The 18,191-nt window shown below is 33.5% G+C and carries 16 protein-coding genes; all 16 read right to left on the reverse strand.

Features of this window, described 5'->3' with window-relative positions; all coding sequences use genetic code 11:
• Positions 1-403: 403 nt before the first annotated feature.
• Positions 404-1,591: a glycoside hydrolase family 88 protein gene (locus ACZ9HT_RS10815; protein ID WP_476040499.1), complete on the reverse strand. Its 1,188-nt coding sequence runs from the start codon at positions 1,589-1,591 to the stop codon at positions 404-406.
• Positions 1,591-2,778 (reverse strand): glycosyltransferase, encoded by a 1,188-nt coding sequence (locus ACZ9HT_RS10820; RefSeq protein WP_476040500.1) that lies wholly within the window; start codon positions 2,776-2,778, stop codon positions 1,591-1,593. The genes ACZ9HT_RS10815 and ACZ9HT_RS10820 overlap by 1 nt, the downstream gene beginning before the upstream one ends.
• Positions 2,771-3,952 (reverse strand): glycosyltransferase, encoded by a 1,182-nt coding sequence (locus ACZ9HT_RS10825; RefSeq protein WP_476040501.1) that lies wholly within the window; start codon positions 3,950-3,952, stop codon positions 2,771-2,773. The genes ACZ9HT_RS10820 and ACZ9HT_RS10825 overlap by 8 nt, the downstream gene beginning before the upstream one ends.
• Complete coding sequence (locus ACZ9HT_RS10830) at positions 3,949-5,106, reverse strand: polysaccharide pyruvyl transferase family protein (protein ID WP_476040502.1); 1,158 nt, start codon at positions 5,104-5,106, stop codon at positions 3,949-3,951. Before ACZ9HT_RS10830 ends, ACZ9HT_RS10825 begins: the two co-directional genes overlap by 4 nt.
• Complete coding sequence (locus ACZ9HT_RS10835; RefSeq protein ID WP_476040503.1) at positions 5,103-6,104, reverse strand: glycosyltransferase family 2 protein; 1,002 nt, start codon at positions 6,102-6,104, stop codon at positions 5,103-5,105. Before ACZ9HT_RS10835 ends, ACZ9HT_RS10830 begins: the two co-directional genes overlap by 4 nt.
• Positions 6,097-7,074: a glycosyltransferase gene (locus ACZ9HT_RS10840; RefSeq protein WP_476040504.1), complete on the reverse strand. Its 978-nt coding sequence runs from the start codon at positions 7,072-7,074 to the stop codon at positions 6,097-6,099. The genes ACZ9HT_RS10835 and ACZ9HT_RS10840 overlap by 8 nt, the downstream gene beginning before the upstream one ends.
• The gene (locus ACZ9HT_RS10845) at positions 7,064-7,816 is read right to left on the reverse strand and encodes an O-methyltransferase (RefSeq protein WP_476040505.1); all 753 of its coding nucleotides are present in this window, start codon (positions 7,814-7,816) and stop codon (positions 7,064-7,066) included. Before ACZ9HT_RS10845 ends, ACZ9HT_RS10840 begins: the two co-directional genes overlap by 11 nt.
• A 1-nt stretch (position 7,817) precedes the next feature.
• Positions 7,818-8,720, reverse strand: a complete 903-nt coding sequence (locus ACZ9HT_RS10850) for an SP_1767 family glycosyltransferase (RefSeq protein ID WP_476040506.1) — start codon at positions 8,718-8,720, stop codon at positions 7,818-7,820.
• Positions 8,707-9,645 carry a glycosyltransferase family 2 protein gene (locus ACZ9HT_RS10855; protein WP_476040507.1) on the reverse strand — a complete coding sequence of 313 codons (939 nt, stop codon included), beginning with the start codon at positions 9,643-9,645 and terminating at the stop codon, positions 8,707-8,709. The genes ACZ9HT_RS10850 and ACZ9HT_RS10855 overlap by 14 nt, the downstream gene beginning before the upstream one ends.
• Positions 9,642-10,904: a hypothetical protein gene (locus tag ACZ9HT_RS10860; protein ID WP_476040508.1), complete on the reverse strand. Its 1,263-nt coding sequence runs from the start codon at positions 10,902-10,904 to the stop codon at positions 9,642-9,644. Before ACZ9HT_RS10860 ends, ACZ9HT_RS10855 begins: the two co-directional genes overlap by 4 nt.
• Positions 10,905-10,935: 31 nt before the next feature.
• On the reverse strand, positions 10,936-12,213 hold the full coding sequence (locus tag ACZ9HT_RS10865) for an ABC transporter ATP-binding protein (protein WP_476040509.1): 1,278 nt from the start codon (positions 12,211-12,213) through the stop codon (positions 10,936-10,938).
• 357 nt (positions 12,214-12,570) lie between these two features.
• Complete coding sequence (locus ACZ9HT_RS10870) at positions 12,571-13,419, reverse strand: ABC transporter permease (RefSeq protein ID WP_476040510.1); 849 nt, start codon at positions 13,417-13,419, stop codon at positions 12,571-12,573.
• A 126-nt stretch (positions 13,420-13,545) separates the two neighbouring features.
• Entirely contained in the window at positions 13,546-15,864 is a 2,319-nt protein-coding gene (locus tag ACZ9HT_RS10875) for a GumC family protein (protein ID WP_476040511.1), read from the reverse strand.
• A gap of 8 nt (positions 15,865-15,872) precedes the next feature.
• Positions 15,873-16,670, reverse strand: coding sequence for a polysaccharide biosynthesis/export family protein (locus ACZ9HT_RS10880; RefSeq protein ID WP_476040512.1), 798 nt, complete (start codon positions 16,668-16,670; stop codon positions 15,873-15,875).
• A 68-nt stretch (positions 16,671-16,738) separates the two neighbouring features.
• Positions 16,739-17,380, reverse strand: a complete 642-nt coding sequence (locus tag ACZ9HT_RS10885) for an outer membrane beta-barrel protein (RefSeq protein ID WP_476040513.1) — start codon at positions 17,378-17,380, stop codon at positions 16,739-16,741.
• A gap of 79 nt (positions 17,381-17,459) precedes the next feature.
• Positions 17,460-17,891: a regulatory protein RecX gene (locus tag ACZ9HT_RS10890; RefSeq protein WP_476040520.1), complete on the reverse strand. Its 432-nt coding sequence runs from the start codon at positions 17,889-17,891 to the stop codon at positions 17,460-17,462.
• Between the last annotated feature and the right edge of the window lie 300 nt (positions 17,892-18,191).

The raw sequence follows: 18,191 nt of genomic DNA on the forward strand, positions 1-18,191 counted from the left end.
AGATTTTTATTGTTAGGAATTACCATTTGCTTTGAAGTGTATTAGCTTCAATTAATTTAGAAACATGACTTTATATTATACATTATAATCAAGTGAAAATCAATCGTAAAAAAAACGTTTCCAACAATTATTACAGAAAGAAATAACATCTTGTTTCCCCACGTTTACAATATTCTGAATTCTATTTTTGTATTGGAAAAAATATTGAAGAGGATTTCTTAATACTACGATCGTTTGTGAATTAAGTTTATTTGGAAAAGAAAAAAAGGTTCTATATCGATTTCATTCAAACTCAAAAGGTGGCCTTCATAGTTAAAATCTTCTGCTAATAAGGAAGACTTAACAGATAAAACTCTTTCGAGACCATCAAAACCAGTAATACCGTTTGTAATATAGAGTAGCTTCATGTATTAGAATAAAGATTCTTCGATAAAGTTATTAAAGATAAACTTCTTAAAACAAATCCCTGAGTAAAAGGAAGTTTATCAAAATTTGTAGAATAAACCCCAATTCCTTTGGTGTCGCCTTGGGAGAAATCAACCACGCCATCTCTTTTGGTGACAGATTTTAAATATTGTAAGGTTTTATTTTTAGCCTCAGTGTATTTTTCATCTTTAAAAATGATTTCAGACTCTGTATAAAGCCATGCCAAAACTGCGGTGACTGAAGAATCTGGACTGGAATACTTATCCGTTAAAAGCCATCCAAAACTGCCGTTTTCCTTTTGGTAATTTAGAGAACTTTCTGCTAATATTTTAATTAAATCTTTAAGTTCAGATTTTTTCGAATGAAACTCCGGGAGCACTTTAAAAGTATCTAAAACACCTAGAACATACCACGCTAATCCTCTTCCCCAGCCTACCAAACCAACAGGTTTTCCAGTTGTAAAATCATAAGAATGGCAGGGCAAATTAACTTTTTCTTCCCACCCAAATTTTTGGAAATTTTCTACTTGTTTAAAGGCCAGCTTTGTCGCCTCTTCATTGTGAAAATTTAGTCCGTAAGAAACTAAAAAAGGACAGATAAAACCTACTGTATCTACATAACGTAATTCTTTGCGATGTGTTCTGTAAGCTGCAGTTTCATCTTTACCTTTTAAGGATAGAATTAATTGGTAAGTTTGTTCAAAAGCCGGTTTATATTTTTGAATATGCTCAGGTTCCGCTTTCATAACAGCGAACGCTAAAATGGCCGCATCAATTTCGGTGTATTTTACTTTCCATTTACCGTCTCTACCGATTTTTGCAGAAACAAAATTTGAAATTTCTCTTTTTATTTCTTTATTTTTAGACATTGCAAAGGATTCACTTAAACCTAAAAGCAAACTTGCTTCCTGCCAACTTTGAATTGTTTTACGTTTATAATTTCCTCTTAAGATATCAATTATGATTAATCGCTTATGATCTGTAAGTGAAATTGGCGGTGTATTTTTAATCCATTTTTTAGAAATTACCAATACTTTTGTTTGCCAGTCTCTTTCGCTTAAACGTCCTATTTTTATACGGCTTTGCCAAACATAAAATTGCGGAATTACATCAATAAGAAAGACGGTAAAAGTGATCAAAACGAAAACATTTAAAAAATAATTCATCAGCTTTCAATTAATTGATAAAATTTAAGAAGTTCTTTCTCAAAATTATTGTTTTCCGTTTCGAGATTATCAGACAATTTCTTTCGAAGAAGCGGGTCTGATAATAGTTTTTCCAGTCCTGCTGCAATTTCTATCGCGCTCATATTGACTATTAATCCATTTATGCCATCTTCTATCTGATCTTTAGCAGTAGGGAAATCGGTTACTAAAATGGGTTTTAATAAAATCTTGGCTTCATCAATGGCGATAGATTTCCCCTCGAACTTCGAGGGCTGAGCGTAAATTAAAGAGTTTAAAATATATGGATAAGGGTTTTCTGTCAACCCTAATAATTTAACAACATTTTGTAAATTATTGATAGCAATTAATTTTTCTAAATTTTCTCTTTCTTCACCTTCACCCAAAATATTCCACTCAAAATCCCAACCTTTATTTTTTAAAATTACAGCAGCAGAAATTGCCATTTCAAAATTTTTCTGTTGAGACAATCTACCAATGGATAAAATATTATTCTTACTAAAAGTAAGCTCGTGTTTTATTTTAGAGAGTTCTACGATCGTTTTTTTGGAACTAATATTTTCAATTAATAAAAATTTTTCATGAAATTGTGGAAATAGCTTTATTAACATCTCAACACAATTCGTAGAAACCGATACTACAAAATTTAATTTGCTAAAGTAAAAATCATCATATTTTTTATTCAGTTTTAACTGCAAATAATCGTTGTGTATATATCCAATTTTATTCTTTGCAATCACTTTATCAATTACAAAATAATTAGGTCCATTTTGTAAAAAACCAATTGCCGCATCATAAGTTTTATTTAATTTTTTTAAAGACTTTGAGATAGGTTTCCAGCCCAACTGTGCTGCTTCGGCACTTGAATTCGCTCTTCGACTCCTAATTTTGAATTGAATACGACGGTAAATCACGCTCCATTTCCAGGGTACCAAATTATCTTTTATAACCTCTAAAAAAGGCATATCAAAATATTTTATATTTTCTGGAACTGGCAGTAAGCGTACTTCTGAAGGGACCTGTTCTAAAAATAAACCTTCCATTTTAAACAACTGCAGATCGACGTTATATTTTGTAAAATCAAAATTCTGCAACAGTGATACAAGTGCTTTTTCAGCACCACCTACATTTAGATTATTGATCACAAATAAGAGTTCTTTTTTAGCCATTAATAATTTCGTAAAAGTTTAAAAGAGGATCATCACTGTTTTCCTTCTCTATTTTTAGATTATTAATGAGAATCTCTTTTAGAATTGTATCTGAAAGAAGTTTCTCAATACTCTCACAAATTGTTTTCGGATCATAATTTACAATAATTCCGTTTTTCTCATTTATAATCAGTTCAGCAATAGAATCAAAATTAGTTACCACGATAGGTTTCAACAGTATTTTAGCCTCAATAATGGTATTACTTCGGCCTTCATAGCGCGAGGTCTGCACAAACATATCGCTGTTTTTTATATAAGGGTAAGCATTTTCTTTTTGACCATGCAGTATAAAATTAGCCTGAAGTTTTCTTTTTTCAATTAATTTTTCTAATTTTTTCCGTTCAGGTCCTTCCCCTATTATATGCCAGATAATATTGTGTCCTCTAGTGACTAACAATTTGCAGACTTCTACAGAAATATCAAATCCTTTTTGTGAATGCAGCCGACCCACTGAAACTATATTTGTAAAACCACTGTCGTAGGGATTAAATTCTTTTGCCAAATTCTCAATTTCCAATAATGGCGTAATATTAAGCAAGGCTTTAATTTTAGCAGAAAATTCTGGGAAAACTGTTCCTAATATCTCTTTTGACTCATATCCGTTTGCACATAAAAAATCTAATTTTTGGAAGTATTTTCTGTCTATAACTTTATCCAAATTTAAAGAATTATAATTTACACGAACGAAACCAATTTTTTTAATTGCAGTGACTAGATCTACGCACAAATAGATAGAAGTTTTTTCTAAATAACCAATAGATACATCATATTTTTTTGCTAAAGGAGTAATACTCTGCTTTAAATATCTCCACCCATATTGTTCTGCTTTGTTAATTGGGTAGATCTTATTTGTAACCGTAAAGGCAATTCTTGCGAAAACGAGTCTAAACCTGAACCTCTTGATAAGCTGAAAAACCGATATCAATAATGGTAATGAAAATAAATAGAAATCTTCGCCGGGTTTGATGAAATTTACCTCCTTAGGTATTCTTGATTCTAATTTATTACCGTCCGCTAGTAAAAACAGATCTACTTCATAATGATCATAATCAAATACAGACAGAAGATTTACTAAGCTTTTTTCAGCACCTCCCATCGCTAGACTTGGGATTATTAAGAGAAGCTTTTTCTTCATAAAATTGCAGTTAGTTCTTCATCAGCATTTTTTGCCATTGATTTTATTATCGGAATTCTTTCTGCTAATTTAACTTTCAATTTAGCCTCCTCCACTTTCATTTCTTCAAATTTAGCAATTAATTTTTGCGTGTCAGAAATTTCCGCTAAATCTAAAACTAATTTTTCTTCACCAAATATATCTTTTGCAATTCCTTTAGATTTTACACTATAGCCCAAAACCATTGTGGGGATTTCTGAAGAGTACGCCGCAATAGTCGCGTGCGTTCTGGCACCGATAAAAAACTTCATCCGTGCAATATAACCTTTATATTCTGTGGCGTTTAAATTATTGGGCAATAAAATAATGCGATTGCTTGCTTTCAATTTTTCCAAAAATTCAAGCAACATTTCATGATCGTCATTTCCCGAAATCATGACATGGGGCAAAAGACAAATTACAAAATCCGTCGTAGCCAATATATGTTGAATTAAAGCAAAAGCAGCTTCTTTCGATTTTGGATTTTTTTTAAAAACCAAAGGCGAAAAATTAAAACCAATTGTTTTTCCCACAACCCAATTTTGAGGCAAAGGAAGTTCCGATTTTTCCATTAAAAAAGCACCATCAGCTACTAACTTTACATTTTCTAAACCAGCTTTTTTCAAAAAATTTTGGGTTAAAGATTCTCGTGCAAGAATTAAATCAAATAATTCTAAATCCTGCATTTTTGCCACCGATAGATCTTCTTCACCAATGGACGCACCCCAAAGAATTAATTTTTTACCGGCTTTTTTTATCTGACGGTCGATCTCATAAATTCCTGGCTGCTCTCCATAGCAATAATTATCGCCGCCAATGGAGAGAAAAACATCATACTTTGGAATTAATTTAATAACGCATTCATGAATTTTTTGAAATGCAAAACTTTCATCCTTAAATAATTTTACATTAATGGCACTTCTGAAACCTACAAATGAATACTTCTTAATTATTGACCGTTTGTCTAAATATATTTCATCAATACCCGGAATAATTTTATCTGACTCCGGATCACCGGAAGCTAAACCAATTTTAGTAATCTTTGGATTTGTTCGTAAAAGTTGTACCGCCGTTCTAACGATCGCCTCACAACCCCGGTTTTTGCTGCCGCCATGAAAAAACAATAATACTTTCATAAATTTCTGTAATAACTATAAAGTGATGAGAAGTAAAGTTTTATCACTTTTTTATCTTTAATGTTTTTATAAATTGATTTCTGATAATTTCCCATATCGACAAAATTCTCAGAAAAATTTTCAGTGAAAATTTTGCAAACCGTTTTATTAGAAACCAAAGTTTTGAGTTTTTCAATTTTTTGAAGAACTGAAAGTCCATTTTTAGGTTCGCTGTAAATATAGACTAATGAGATAATATAATTTATAAAGCGTATTGACTTTAGTATCTGAAGTTTTTCTTCACCTAAATTTCTCAAAACAAAATCGGCGTTTTTTTTCAAAAAAGTTTGTTCTGCTGCTTCCAGATAATTTTGACGACTTACATTTCTGGTGGCACTTCCGGTAACTTGCCGGTAATTGTAACCGCTGAAATCCAAATAATAAAGTTGGTCTGTAAATTCTAAAAAATTCAAATTGAAGATGGCATCTTCGCCCAATTTTAAGCCTAAAGGAAACCGAAGAGCGTTGTCTTTAATAATTTTATTTGAGTAAAGTTTATTCCAAATACAATTATAATGGTCTTTCTGAAAATAAATAGGGAGAATAATCTGAATTATTTCGGCTATATTATATTTTTTATTTTTCTCTATTAGATCTGTATTAAAAGAATTTGAAAAAACAAGATCACATTTATATTCTTCCGCAGCTTTAAAAAGTTTTTGAAAAAACTCTGCATCTACAGTATCGTCGGAATCTACAAAACCAACATATTTTCCGGTTGCAATTTCCAAACCCGCATTGCGCGCAGCAGAAACTCCCTGATTACTTTGGTTGATTAATTTTATTCTAGAATCTTTCCTGGCAAACTCTTCTAAAATCTCTAATGATAAATCTGTTGAACCATCATTAATGCAGATAATTTCTAAATCTTCTAAAGTTTGCGCTACAGTACTATCTAGACATTCTTTCAAATATTTGAAAGAATTATAAACAGGAATAATGACAGAAATCTTAGGCATTTTTACGAAAAATATTTTTCAAACGATACATTTTATTAAAACAGTAAAACAGTAAAAAATTTTTATTAATAAATTTATATTCCGATGATAAATCGTCTAAAATATAATTTAGTTTCAATTTTTTCAACAACCTTTTTGTCTTAGAAAGACGCTCTAAATCTAAGTTGGGAAGAATACTCCACTGTAGTGTCCTTTCTACAAAAAGTTTAATTGCAATATTAAAATATTCTTTCTCTTCCGAATTTGTTATATTGAAATGTACCTCTTGGAAACTTTTTAAAGATTGAATAGCCAAGAGACAACCTTTGAATACATTATCATTTTTAACATACTGTTTGGAGGAATCTTCGCGGTGTAAATAATTATAATAGGGAACGCTAAAATAGGTTATTCGTTGAGCAAGAGACTGTACCATAATATTAAAAACACTATCTTGACCTCTATCAATATTTTTAACAAATCTAATTTCTTCCACTGCGCTTTTTGCATACAAAGTTGCTGGAAATGTTCTCCGTTGATGTTTAATTCCAGTTTGAATAACATTCTCACTCCCACAATCATCATAATCTGCTATTTTTTTTCCAATTTCATCGTACGCAGTCATCTGAAGGTACATAATATCAATCTCAAATTTTTCAGCATTCGCAATAATTGCTTTTAATGTATTTTCTTTTATACTATCATCCGGATCTACAAAAAGAATGTATTTACCCTGCGAAATATCTAATCCTTTATTTCTTGCTACAGATACTCCCTGATTTTCCTGATCTATAAATGTTATATTTTCATTTATATCAGCAAATTTTTGGATTATGTTACGTGAATTATCTGGTGAGCCGTCATTGATAATAATAATTTCATAATCTTCATCTCTAAGGTCCTGCTTTAATAAGCTAATAATGCATTTTTCTATGTATTTTTCAACTTTGTAAACTGGAACTATAATCGAAAGCAACATATTAGAAATCATTATTGTTAGAAAAAGGTTTAGTGAAAAACACTTCGCTATCACATAAATATGAGTAATCAGAATAATGTGTCATTTTTCCCTTCAAAATTTCTACCCACAATTTTGTGATTTCTTTTTCCTGTTCTCTGGAAGTGTCATCTAAAAAAACCGAATATGAATCTGCTATTTTTTCTTTAAGAAACGGGATCGCAGAATATCGTGCATATGGTGTAGATTTACCAAAAGGTCCATCCACAACAATTAGGTCAAATTCTGGAATTCCTTTAATTTTTTCTGAAATAATCCCGGCGTCATACCACGTTTTCTGCCCGGAATAAGTTATGTTAACTGGCGCTATTACTAAAGGTGCTAAAACAAACTCTACATTTTCTGAAATATTTAATCTTTCTAAATAGGATTTAATAATTTTTATCCACTCCTCACTGTTATCAACACTTACTAATTTAATATCTAAATTATTAATTTTAATGAGTTGCGCTAAACAAATTGTTGAAAAACCTGAGCCAAATTCAATAACACTTTTTCTATCATTAATTAATAAATCATTACAAATGTGTAATATTTCTTTGGGAGATAGAGCCCAGTAGGTTAATGGGAAAAAAAATTCATTTTTAAACATTTTTAAAAGCTGGCTTAAGGCCATTTGATTATCTATCTGATGAGATAATATAATTGATTTACTTTCTGTATGATAAATAGATTTCTTTAACCGTAAAAGAACGTCTTTGATTTCCCTGATCATTTTAACTAATTTTTATAATTATACTGTCCATATATTTTTTTTCAACACTATCCGAAAAGTAATTAGTTATCTTACCGCCAACTTCGGCGGCCACTTTTCCTCTTACTACAATTTTTTTCGTAGCTTCTAGCTTAAACCATGAATATTCTATATCAATATGTCCTAAATCTAACGCCCAAAAATTTTCTTTAGCTAAATCATGTGAGAGAATTGTGGCAGTAGGTCCCAAAGCTAAAATAATTAATTTTGATGCACCGAATTCTTTAGCTGTTTTTAAAATCTCTCCATACTTTTCAAAAGCATTTTTGGCGGGGCATATAACTCGCTTAATAGATTTTGCATTATTAAATAAATCGTTTCCAATTCCCAATCGCGAAAACTCACCTTCAACAAATAAAATATCCTGATCTTCCCAAATTTTTTTTAGTTGATCTACGGTTTCTTTAACTTTTGATTTATTTTCATAGGCCATATAGAACCTGGAAATCAAGGAATCACCATAAGTTCTATCCAAACTGAAAAATGAATTTAATTGTTGCCCATAAATATTAATAAATTTAAGCCAATGAACCTTTGTATCCCTTTTAACATTTTTCATAAATCTAAAAGTTCCGGGGATCGCGACTAACAAATTTGGTAAATCTGAAGCTAAAACTTCTTCTAATCTTTTCGCTAAATTCTCTGTTAATGGTTGAAAATAAATACTGCGTTCCTGTAAAAGCAAGCGAAATTCTCCGTCGCCGAAACGGGAAATACTTTTTTTGTTTTTTATAATATCATCAATGGTTTCAAAAGTAGATAAAATATGATATTTTGGAAAACTCTTCCTTAATTCGTAAGAGCGGAAAAGCCAATAATAATATCCAAAATTTCCACTAAATAACTTTTCTTTAAATTTTGTCATTTCTATCTAAAATCTTACCTAATTTATTTTTAATTCTAAATAATATACTATTATTTTTTTGGTGAGTTACAAGCTGATTTCTAAAGAAATACGTATTTTCCTCAATCAAAACTGGGCATTTACTCGTGTAGGAATTAAACATATAATTTTTAGCATTTTCAATAATTAGATCGAGTGTAGGCTCATCATATAAAACTCTGTACTGCTCTATCAATTTATAAGATGAAATACGATGTCGAAATTTTGTGATGTTAATTTCATAAGATGATTTATTATCTGTGTCAATTCTCCAAATAAAAAAACCATATTGCGAATAGTGCAAAAAAGGATTTTGAAGTAATAGCCGAATGAAAAATTCACCATCTTGATTTATTTTTAGAGGCTCTAGAAAAAGTCCAGACTTTTGCAGTAGTTCTCTTCTAACACAATAAGCAGCAATTGGAATAAATGAATTTCTATTTCCATAATAAGTTAAAATTTCAAAAGCGTTATAAATTTTATCATCTTCAAAATCATCATCATCTTCTAAGATTAATTCTTTATTGAATTTAACCCACTTTGTAAAAGAAATATCTACATGTTTAAATGAACGAAAGATTCTTTCATGAATGGTTAGTTTGTTTTTGTCAATAAGATCATCACTATCTAAAAAAATGATAAGCTCTCCCTCAGATTTTATGAAACCTTCATTTCTGGCACCGTTACCTCCGCTTCTAAAAGTATCTGATCTTTTAAATAATTGAAAGCGAGAATCTATTTTTATAAATTTACTTACGACCTCGTAAGAATTATCGCTTGACCCATCATCCACAATTATACATTCCCAGTCTTTAAATATTTGCTGTTGAACTGATACTAATGTTTCAACAATGTATTTTTCTCTATTATAAAGAGGAATTATAATTGAAAAAAGAGGATTATTCATAATAGATTTTCGTAAATTTTATTCCAATCATAAGTAGTATTCTCTGGAAAAAGAAATGTTTTTATTTTCTTAGCATTATAACTGTTTTTTGATCTTATGTAACTTTCATTCTGAAAATAATTTCGAACAACTTTAATTATATCAGGAAAATTTTCAATCTCAGTAAAGCTTACATCATTTCTTCGAAGTAATCCATACGGTAGCCAACTCCCAACATAAACCTGCTTTCCCGCATACAAAACTTCCGTCATTGCACCGCTTAATGCATCACTTATTGGCATGTGTATCATGATATCTGTGCAAACCCGCAACAAGGCGGTTTCTTCCGGCCCTAAAAACTGATGAAGCAATATAATTTTAAGCGTAGAAGATTTTTTGTAATTTTCAAGACTTTGTATGTAATGTTCATTTCCTCCATATCCTAATGGCATTAAAACAACTATTTCACTTACAATTTCTGAGGAAAGTTTTTCTAAAGATTCTAGTATTTTAAAGTGATTGTTAGCTGGAGATGCATTATGAGATACAACAATTACTGTTTTATGGTGTGGAATAAAGTAAGAAGATTTAAAAAGATTAATTCTTTCGCTATCATCTCTCAATACATCAATGTAATTATAAATTCCTGTATGAATTGTAAACTGAATAAGTTTAGTTTTATTTTGAAATTCCCGACCATATTTACAATAGAGCATTTCTGCTAATTCTGCATTTTGGATGGTAATAACTGTAGCTTTATCCAAAGCTCTTTTTACATAGAACACATTATTTATCCCTGTCTCCCGCATTAAATCGGAACCCCAAAAACTACAAATTATCTTTTTATTTTTAGGGAAATGATGGATGTATTTTAGTCTTTTAGGAGTGCAATAATGAAAATGATAAATATTATAATCTGATTTTAAAATGTATTGTTCGACTACAACCTTGTCATATGCGAAACTTCGTAAAAAATAATAAGATTCTTTAATATTTTTACCTTGACTACGCTCAAAATAATATATCTGCCAGAATTCCTGAGTGAAAGAAAGCTTTACAAAGCTTTTAATAGATTGTGAAAGAGTGACCTTTTCTCTTTCAAAAGTAAAATATTCTGTAAAAACTTCCTGCTTATTTTCAATTTGACCTTTCGAAATGTCATAAAAATTATTAATGGCGAATTTATAATTTTCATATTTTTTCTGCAGATCACCATAAAGCTGACATAAAAAATTAGATTGGCTTAGACCAAGCGAAAGTATCTTTATAGTTTTAACCATTTAACGCTGTTGAAGTTAATACTCTTCGTATTTAATTAAATTTCGCATCCAAAAGTATTGAAGTGCCCTTCCTGATTTTTTTTCCAGTCCCAAAGAAATCTGACTCAAGGACTGTTAAGGTTACTGCATTTTGTAGAACATCACAAAAATCTTTGGGTTTAGTTGTTTTATAAGAAATCTGGTATGAAAACAAATAATTCTCTGGTCTAACATTAAAATGGGAAACAACTAATTCTATTTTCGAATGGCTTTTAAAATTCGAAATCATCTCATCTGAAACCCATGAAACGATTCTATTTTCATATTTGTCAGTGAAATTACAAGCAATGATAAGTTCATCCAGATTTAGTTTTTCATGGTTAATAATTCTGAATTCAATTGTGAGGGCATCACCTGATAAAATTTCAGTTGTATATTCACCCACTACGTTTCTAAATGAAACCTCTACAACTTCAATTTTTTTATTACCAATTTTATCTGTTCTATCTGATACTGGGATTCCAATATTACCATGTGTATCTTGTAAATATTTATAAATCGTATTTTCTATTTCACCTTTGTAATCTAAAAGACCATTTTTCAAGTATATACCCTTTTGACAAAGTGTTTTTACCGCTCCTATATTATGACTCACAAACAAAACAGTTCTCCCTTCCCCTTTACTTACATCGCCCATTTTACCGAGACATTTTTTCTGAAATTCTGCATCACCTACGGCAAGAACCTCATCTACAATCAGGATTTCAGATTCTAAGTGCGCGGCAACCGCAAAAGCAAGACGAACATACATACCGGAAGAATAACGTTTCACAGGCGTATCAATATAGCGTTCAACCCCTGCAAAATCCACAATCTCATCAAACTTTCTTTTAATTTCCTGGCGGCGCATTCCTAAAATAGCTCCATTGAGATAAATGTTTTCCCGGCCTGTCATCTCAGGATTAAAACCTGTACCTACTTCCAGTAAAGAAGCAATCCGTCCCTGAACTTCAAAATGTCCCGTCGTCGGTTTTGTAACGCGGCTTAATAATTTTAAAAGCGTAGATTTTCCAGCCCCATTTCTTCCGATAATTCCAACGGCGTCGCCTTTTTCAATTTCAAAATTAATATCTTTTAAAGACCAGACATAATCGCTCTCTCCTTTCGTACTTCGGTCATTACTGTCCCCAATTTTAAGAAAAGGATCTTCTTTGCCCCGCATCTTTGCCCAGAACCTGTTGAGATCATGCGTGATCGTGCCTGTTCCTACTTCACCAAGACGGTATTGTTTGGAGATGTTTTCGGCGATAATAGCGGTGTTTGGATTCAAGTGAGCGAGATGTTAGAAGTTGGGTGTTGGATGATGGGTACGTTTTAAATATTGAGGTCAAAGATAAAAATTCAAATTTGATTAAACATTAGATTTTTAATTAAGCACTTGCGATGACTATATTTTCCTGCCGGAATTTTTTGACAGAAAATTTTTATTTCATTATATTATGGTGGGAAGTAACTGGTTAATTTTTAAAATGTTGTATTTATTCTAAAAGCAAATTGTTTTAAACACGAATGACACAAATGTTACACAAATAACACTACAATGCGCTTTTAAAATCTCAAATACGCAAATACTCAAATACTCAAGACCTCCATCCACTTGGCTCTTTTCACTTTTCCCTTGGCTCTTCTAAACAGTGTCCATAAAACTTTTCTCCACTTTATTGAAGATCACAGTGCCGAGAATCAAGATGAACACAATGAAGATACTGCTCCACATAATATTGATGAGATCAAAACTTCCGGAACCTAAAAAGGCATATCGGAAACATTCAAAGATAGAAGATAAAGGATTCATATAAACCAAAAACCGAAATTTCTCCGGCAAAGCGGAAATGGGATAAACGACAGGAGTGATATACATAAACAGCTGCACGCCAAAAGTTAAAAGAAAAGTTAAATCTTTGTATTTGGTCGTCAATGAAGAGAAGATCATCCCCATTCCCAACGCAAACATCGCCATTAATAAGATCAACACTGGTGTAAACAAGATCCATAGATTAGGCTGAACGTCATTCGTAAAAATTACGAAGTACAGCAAAATGAGGAGGAAAATACCAAACTGTACGGCAAACTTCATAAGGGAGGAAGTCACGATCGCCAAGGGCATAATTAATCTCGGAAAGTACACTTTACCAAACATGCCGGCATTGGAGGTGAAAACAGAGGAAGTCTTGGTTAAACTTTCGGAAAAATAATTCCAGATGGTGATTCCGGACATGTAGAACAATATTTGAGGAACACCATCGGTAGATAATTTTGCGATATTCCCGAAGATGATCATATAAATAACCGTCGTCATCAAAGGCTGAACGATGAACCAGAGCGGTCCTAAAACCGTTTGCTTATAGAAAGTAATAAAATCTCTTTTAACCAGCATGAGGAGCAGGTCGCGGTAGTCCCAGACTTCTTTTAAGTTGAGAGAAAAGACCGATTGCTTAGAGTTGATGAAATAAGTAGGCTGTTGTTCTGTGTGCATTTTTGTGATCTCACTGATTAGAAAAAATTAAATTTCGACTGCTTATCGTTTTCGAAATTGAGTAGAATAAATAATAGAATACTGTAAAATTGTAGAAGGGATTATGTTTGCTACAAATCTGATTTGCTAAACAAACCTTTTCCACCATTTCGGTTTATCGTCGTGCGTATAAGAATAATAACCGTAACCATATTTTTTTCCGTACCGGGTATTTTCCGGCTTCACGCTGTTAAGCACAAAAGCCATATTTTTAATCATATTTTCTTTCCGGAAGCCTGCGGCAAAATCAATCATTTCCTTCTCCGTGAAATCCGATTTCACAGCATAAAGCACAACATCGGAATTTTCTACCAGATGGAGCGTATCACTTACTAACATCACCGGTGCCGAATCCAGTACGATATAATCATATTTTGTTTTAAGATAAGCGATCATGTGATCGAATTTGGGCATGTCGAGCAAATCGTTAGGATTGGGTGCGATCTGACCACTGAACATGACCTCCAGATTTTCGTTAACTCCGGACTTGATGATATAGCCATCCGGTACGGTATCATTGGAAACCAAAAAATCCGTGAGTCCAAAGTTTTTTCCTGGAATAAAACGGTGTAACTGCGGGTTTCGAATATCTGCACCTACAATAATAACCTTGCTTTGTCCAGCCAAAGTCAATGCGATATTCATGGAAATCGTGGTTTTGCCTTCTCCTTTAACAGAAGAGGTAACGAGGACCGTTCCACCTGTTTCTACATTTTTTGCCCGCAGTAAAAATTTAAGATTCGATCCTAAGATCCTGAAAGATTCGGCAAAAACTGAAAAATCATTGGGATGAACCATTGCATTTTCTTCATGATTAACCGGGATCTCTGCAATAACAGCGGCATCTGGAAAGTGGGAAATGATATGTTCTTTCGTATGAACTTTCGTATCTAAAGTGCTGATACCAATAAATACCAGTAAAGGCAGCAGAAATCCTGCAGCAAGGGAGCCGTAAATGATCTGGCTGTAGTTTGGCTTTACAATACCGGTAGTAAATGCGGGATTAACGATTCTAGCTTTTGGCGCAGTCACTGCAAGCGTAATCGCGTTCTCCTCTCTTTTTTGTAAAAGATACAGATAAAGTTGTTCCTTTAAAGTCTGTTGGCGGTCGATACTTCGGAATACTTTTTCCTGGGTTGGATATTTGTCGATATTTCCCTTCGCAAGATTCAGTTGCCCTTTAGCCTGAGCGATTTGGAGTTGCAAAGTTTCCCGGGATTCCAGTAAATTTTGACGCACCAGATTTTTCAGCGCAGCAATCTGCTTATTGATTTCGATCATCGCCGGATTTTCCGGAGTTGCCTGCTTCAAGACTCTGTTTCGGGTGAGCATTAGATCATTGTACTCCGATATATTACTTTCTGCACCTGCCGGTAAACCCAGTCCTGTAGGCAAAAGTTGATTACCCGAACTTGCTGAAATTACGGAATTAATTAAATCCAGCTGCATCGACTGTGTTAAGATCTGTTTGGTATTTTCTTCGGCTTTAGTGACTGATAAATCAGCCTGGGTTTCTAAATTTGTGATTTGATTTTTACGCTTGAACTGTTCCTTTTCTCCCTCGATGCCGGAGAGATCGTTGGTAATAATCGCCAGTCTTTCGTTGATGAAATCCTGTGTATTTTTCGCCTCTTCATTTTTATCTTTTACGCCGTCGATAATATACTGTTTCGAAAGCTCGTTGAGGATATCCTCGGATTTTTTCGGTACAGGTCCAACCATCGACAGTTCCATTAACAACCCTTTGTTTTCCGGCAAACTCACCGTAATACCTCCTTCTAAAGCGGCAATCGCATTGCGCGTGTTTTTAAAAACTATTTTTAAAGGTGCAGTTACAACAACGCCCGGCTTTGCATTGATCTGAACAACTCCAAAAGGCAATTTCGCGGGGCTGCCAAATCGGTATTGCTTATTAGATCCAGATAGTTTGTAGGAGTTTTTACCTACAGGATTTAAGGTGTAAGAGGTACCATAAAATTGATCCGGCTGATTGATGCTGATGATTTTTGCGGTGAGCGGAGAATCTTGATAAAGCTCTACTTCTTTGATCGTACCCAGGCTAAAAAAACTGACATCCAGATCAAGATTTCTAACGACTGCTCCTAAAATCGGTTTCGATACAATCACTGTTGTTTCGCCCTGAAGTTCATTATCTCCGCTCACACCCATGCCCAGATTCTTCAAATCGCTGAGTGCGGTGGACTTCCCTTTTGATTCCTGAAGTTTTAAAGAGGTCTTGGAGAAATATTGAGGTTGCGCGTAACGCAGATAAATTTTTGCTGCGGTATAAAACAAAATGATGCTCAGTAAAAACCAAGGCCATTTCCTTAAATACTTTCCGATCTCTTTTTTAATATTGAGCGGTTTAGCCCTTTGCACCGGTACCGAATTTTCTAAGAGTTCCATCAGATTTATTATCGGGTTAGAGTGATGACAAGGGTTACAAGTCCGAGTGCCACGCCACCATACTTGATCCATTTATCGGTCGCTGAATCAGTGTTGATAGAAACCTGTTTATTGCGGTCTGGTTCTACATACAAAATATCATTCTGCTGCAAATAATAATAAGGAGAGTTTACAATAGAAGCTTCCGACAGATCCAAAGAAACAACCTCATCTTTTCCACTGGTTTCTGAGGTTCGGAGCAATTTTATATTGGTTCTGTTTGCATCATAAGTTAAATCACCCGATAAAGCAATTGCCTGGAAAATATTTAATTTTTCGGTAGGACTCGTTTTTTGTCCGGGACTTTTAACTTCTCCCAAAACGCTGAAATTAAAATTGGTAAGCGTAATGGTGACAAGTGGTTCGGTGATGTACCGTTTTAGTCGGCTCTCCAGATCATCTTTGAGCTGTTGTTTCGTCATTCCTTTGCAGTAAACGGCTCCTAAAACGGGAAAGATAATATTTCCATCGGTAGTTACGATATATTCACTTGCTTCGGATGAATTTCCGGCACCACTTCCTGATGCAGCATCTCCCGTTCCAGCCATCGTAGACCGGTTGAACGGACGCACGGCGATCTCCTCAAAAGCAGAAACCTGAATTTGCAGTTTATCCCCTTCCTGAATATGAAGACCCGAATATTTTGCCTGCGAGACTTCCTGTTCGAAATTATTGTTTGAGAGATAAACGATATTTTTCTTCGGTTTACAGGAGAATAATAGCAATAGCGTAATTATAGTAGTAAATACTGCGAAGTATTTTTTCATTTCTTAGATTTAAGATTACAAAGATAGAGCTATTTTAAAGGCTCGTAATCTTTACACCATTTCGTTGTTTACCACCAGTTTTCGTTGATGTAATAATTGATTCCCAGTGCTAAAAGGCGGTTATAGGTATTTCGGCGGTCATTGTTTGGGTAAACAGTGCTAAAACCTCTGTCATATCTTAAAAAAGCCTCCACTTGCTGCGTTACTTTTAAACCGGCACCGAAGGAAATTCCGTACCCAAATTTATTTACTTTGTCATCACCATTATATTGGAAATAGGCTAAGTCATAGGCTGGATCAACCTCTCTTTTTTCTCTGACCAAATATTCGATGCGAGGTCCCGCAAAAACATAAAGATCTCTTTTCATATTTCCTTTGTGGAAGAAATATTTCATATAAACCTGCATCGCCACGTAATCGTGATGAAATTTCTGAATTCCAAACTTGTCCTGTTCTGCTTTCGCAATCTCGCCCTGCATGCTGTATTCCAACTGCGGCATAATGTAAAGCCAGGCGGAATCAAAGACATCATTTTCGACGAGCGACCACTGACCAAAAACCCCAAGTCCTCCACCGAAAGCCCCCTTGGAGACGTCGTGCACTCCAACAATGGAGCCTTTGTGGAAATTGCCTGTGACTCCATATTTAAAGGTCTGCGCATTCCCCATTATCATCAGGAAAATGGCAATGATCATATTAATTTTCTTCATATCACGCTGATATTGGCTATTAGTTAGATAAAATATCGTTGCAAATTAATTAAATTATTTAAATAATGCGGTATTTCTTTTATTCGGCTTCTCTATTTTTAAGAATATCATTGATAATATCATACTCAAAACCACGTCCGAGCAAATAATTGATCGTTCTGGATTTTTTCTGATAAGGCTTCATGGCTTTCTGTTTATCATAATAATTTTCATAAATCTTGAGGATCACTTTTTCGTAATCATCATCCTCAATTTCATCATAACAGGAATTAATGAGTTTTTCGGAAACGCCTTTAAACTTCAGATGATTGCGGATCTTATTGCGTCCCCAGGATTTCATGTAGAATTTCCCACGAATATAACTTCTGGTAAAACGTTCTTCATTCAAATAATTCTCCTTCATTAAATAAAGAAGTATTTCCTCTTTGGCTTCGGGAATGATCAAATAATCCCACATCTTCTGCTCCACTTCTTTATGACAACGGTCTTGATAAATGCAGTAGTTCACCATTTTCTGTTTAAGTTCGAGGAAAGTGTAGGATTTATGTTCCAAGGCTTGATGATATTAGTTTAAGTTATATTAATAGTTCTCGATACAATTTTGCCTTGCAAAATCACTCGAACTGACGATTTAATCCAGCGACTACTTTTTACATTTTTGACCTGCGTCACTTCGAGTAGCCAAGTTCAATGAAGCACTACTTTCGACCTGCGTCACTTCGAGTAGCGAAGCGTATCGAGAAGTTATTATTTTAAACCCATTAATCAGCTTATCAAAAAATTCTCGATACAATTTTGCCTTGCAAAATCA

Source organism: Chryseobacterium sp. UYP7 (genome assembly GCF_056279225.1).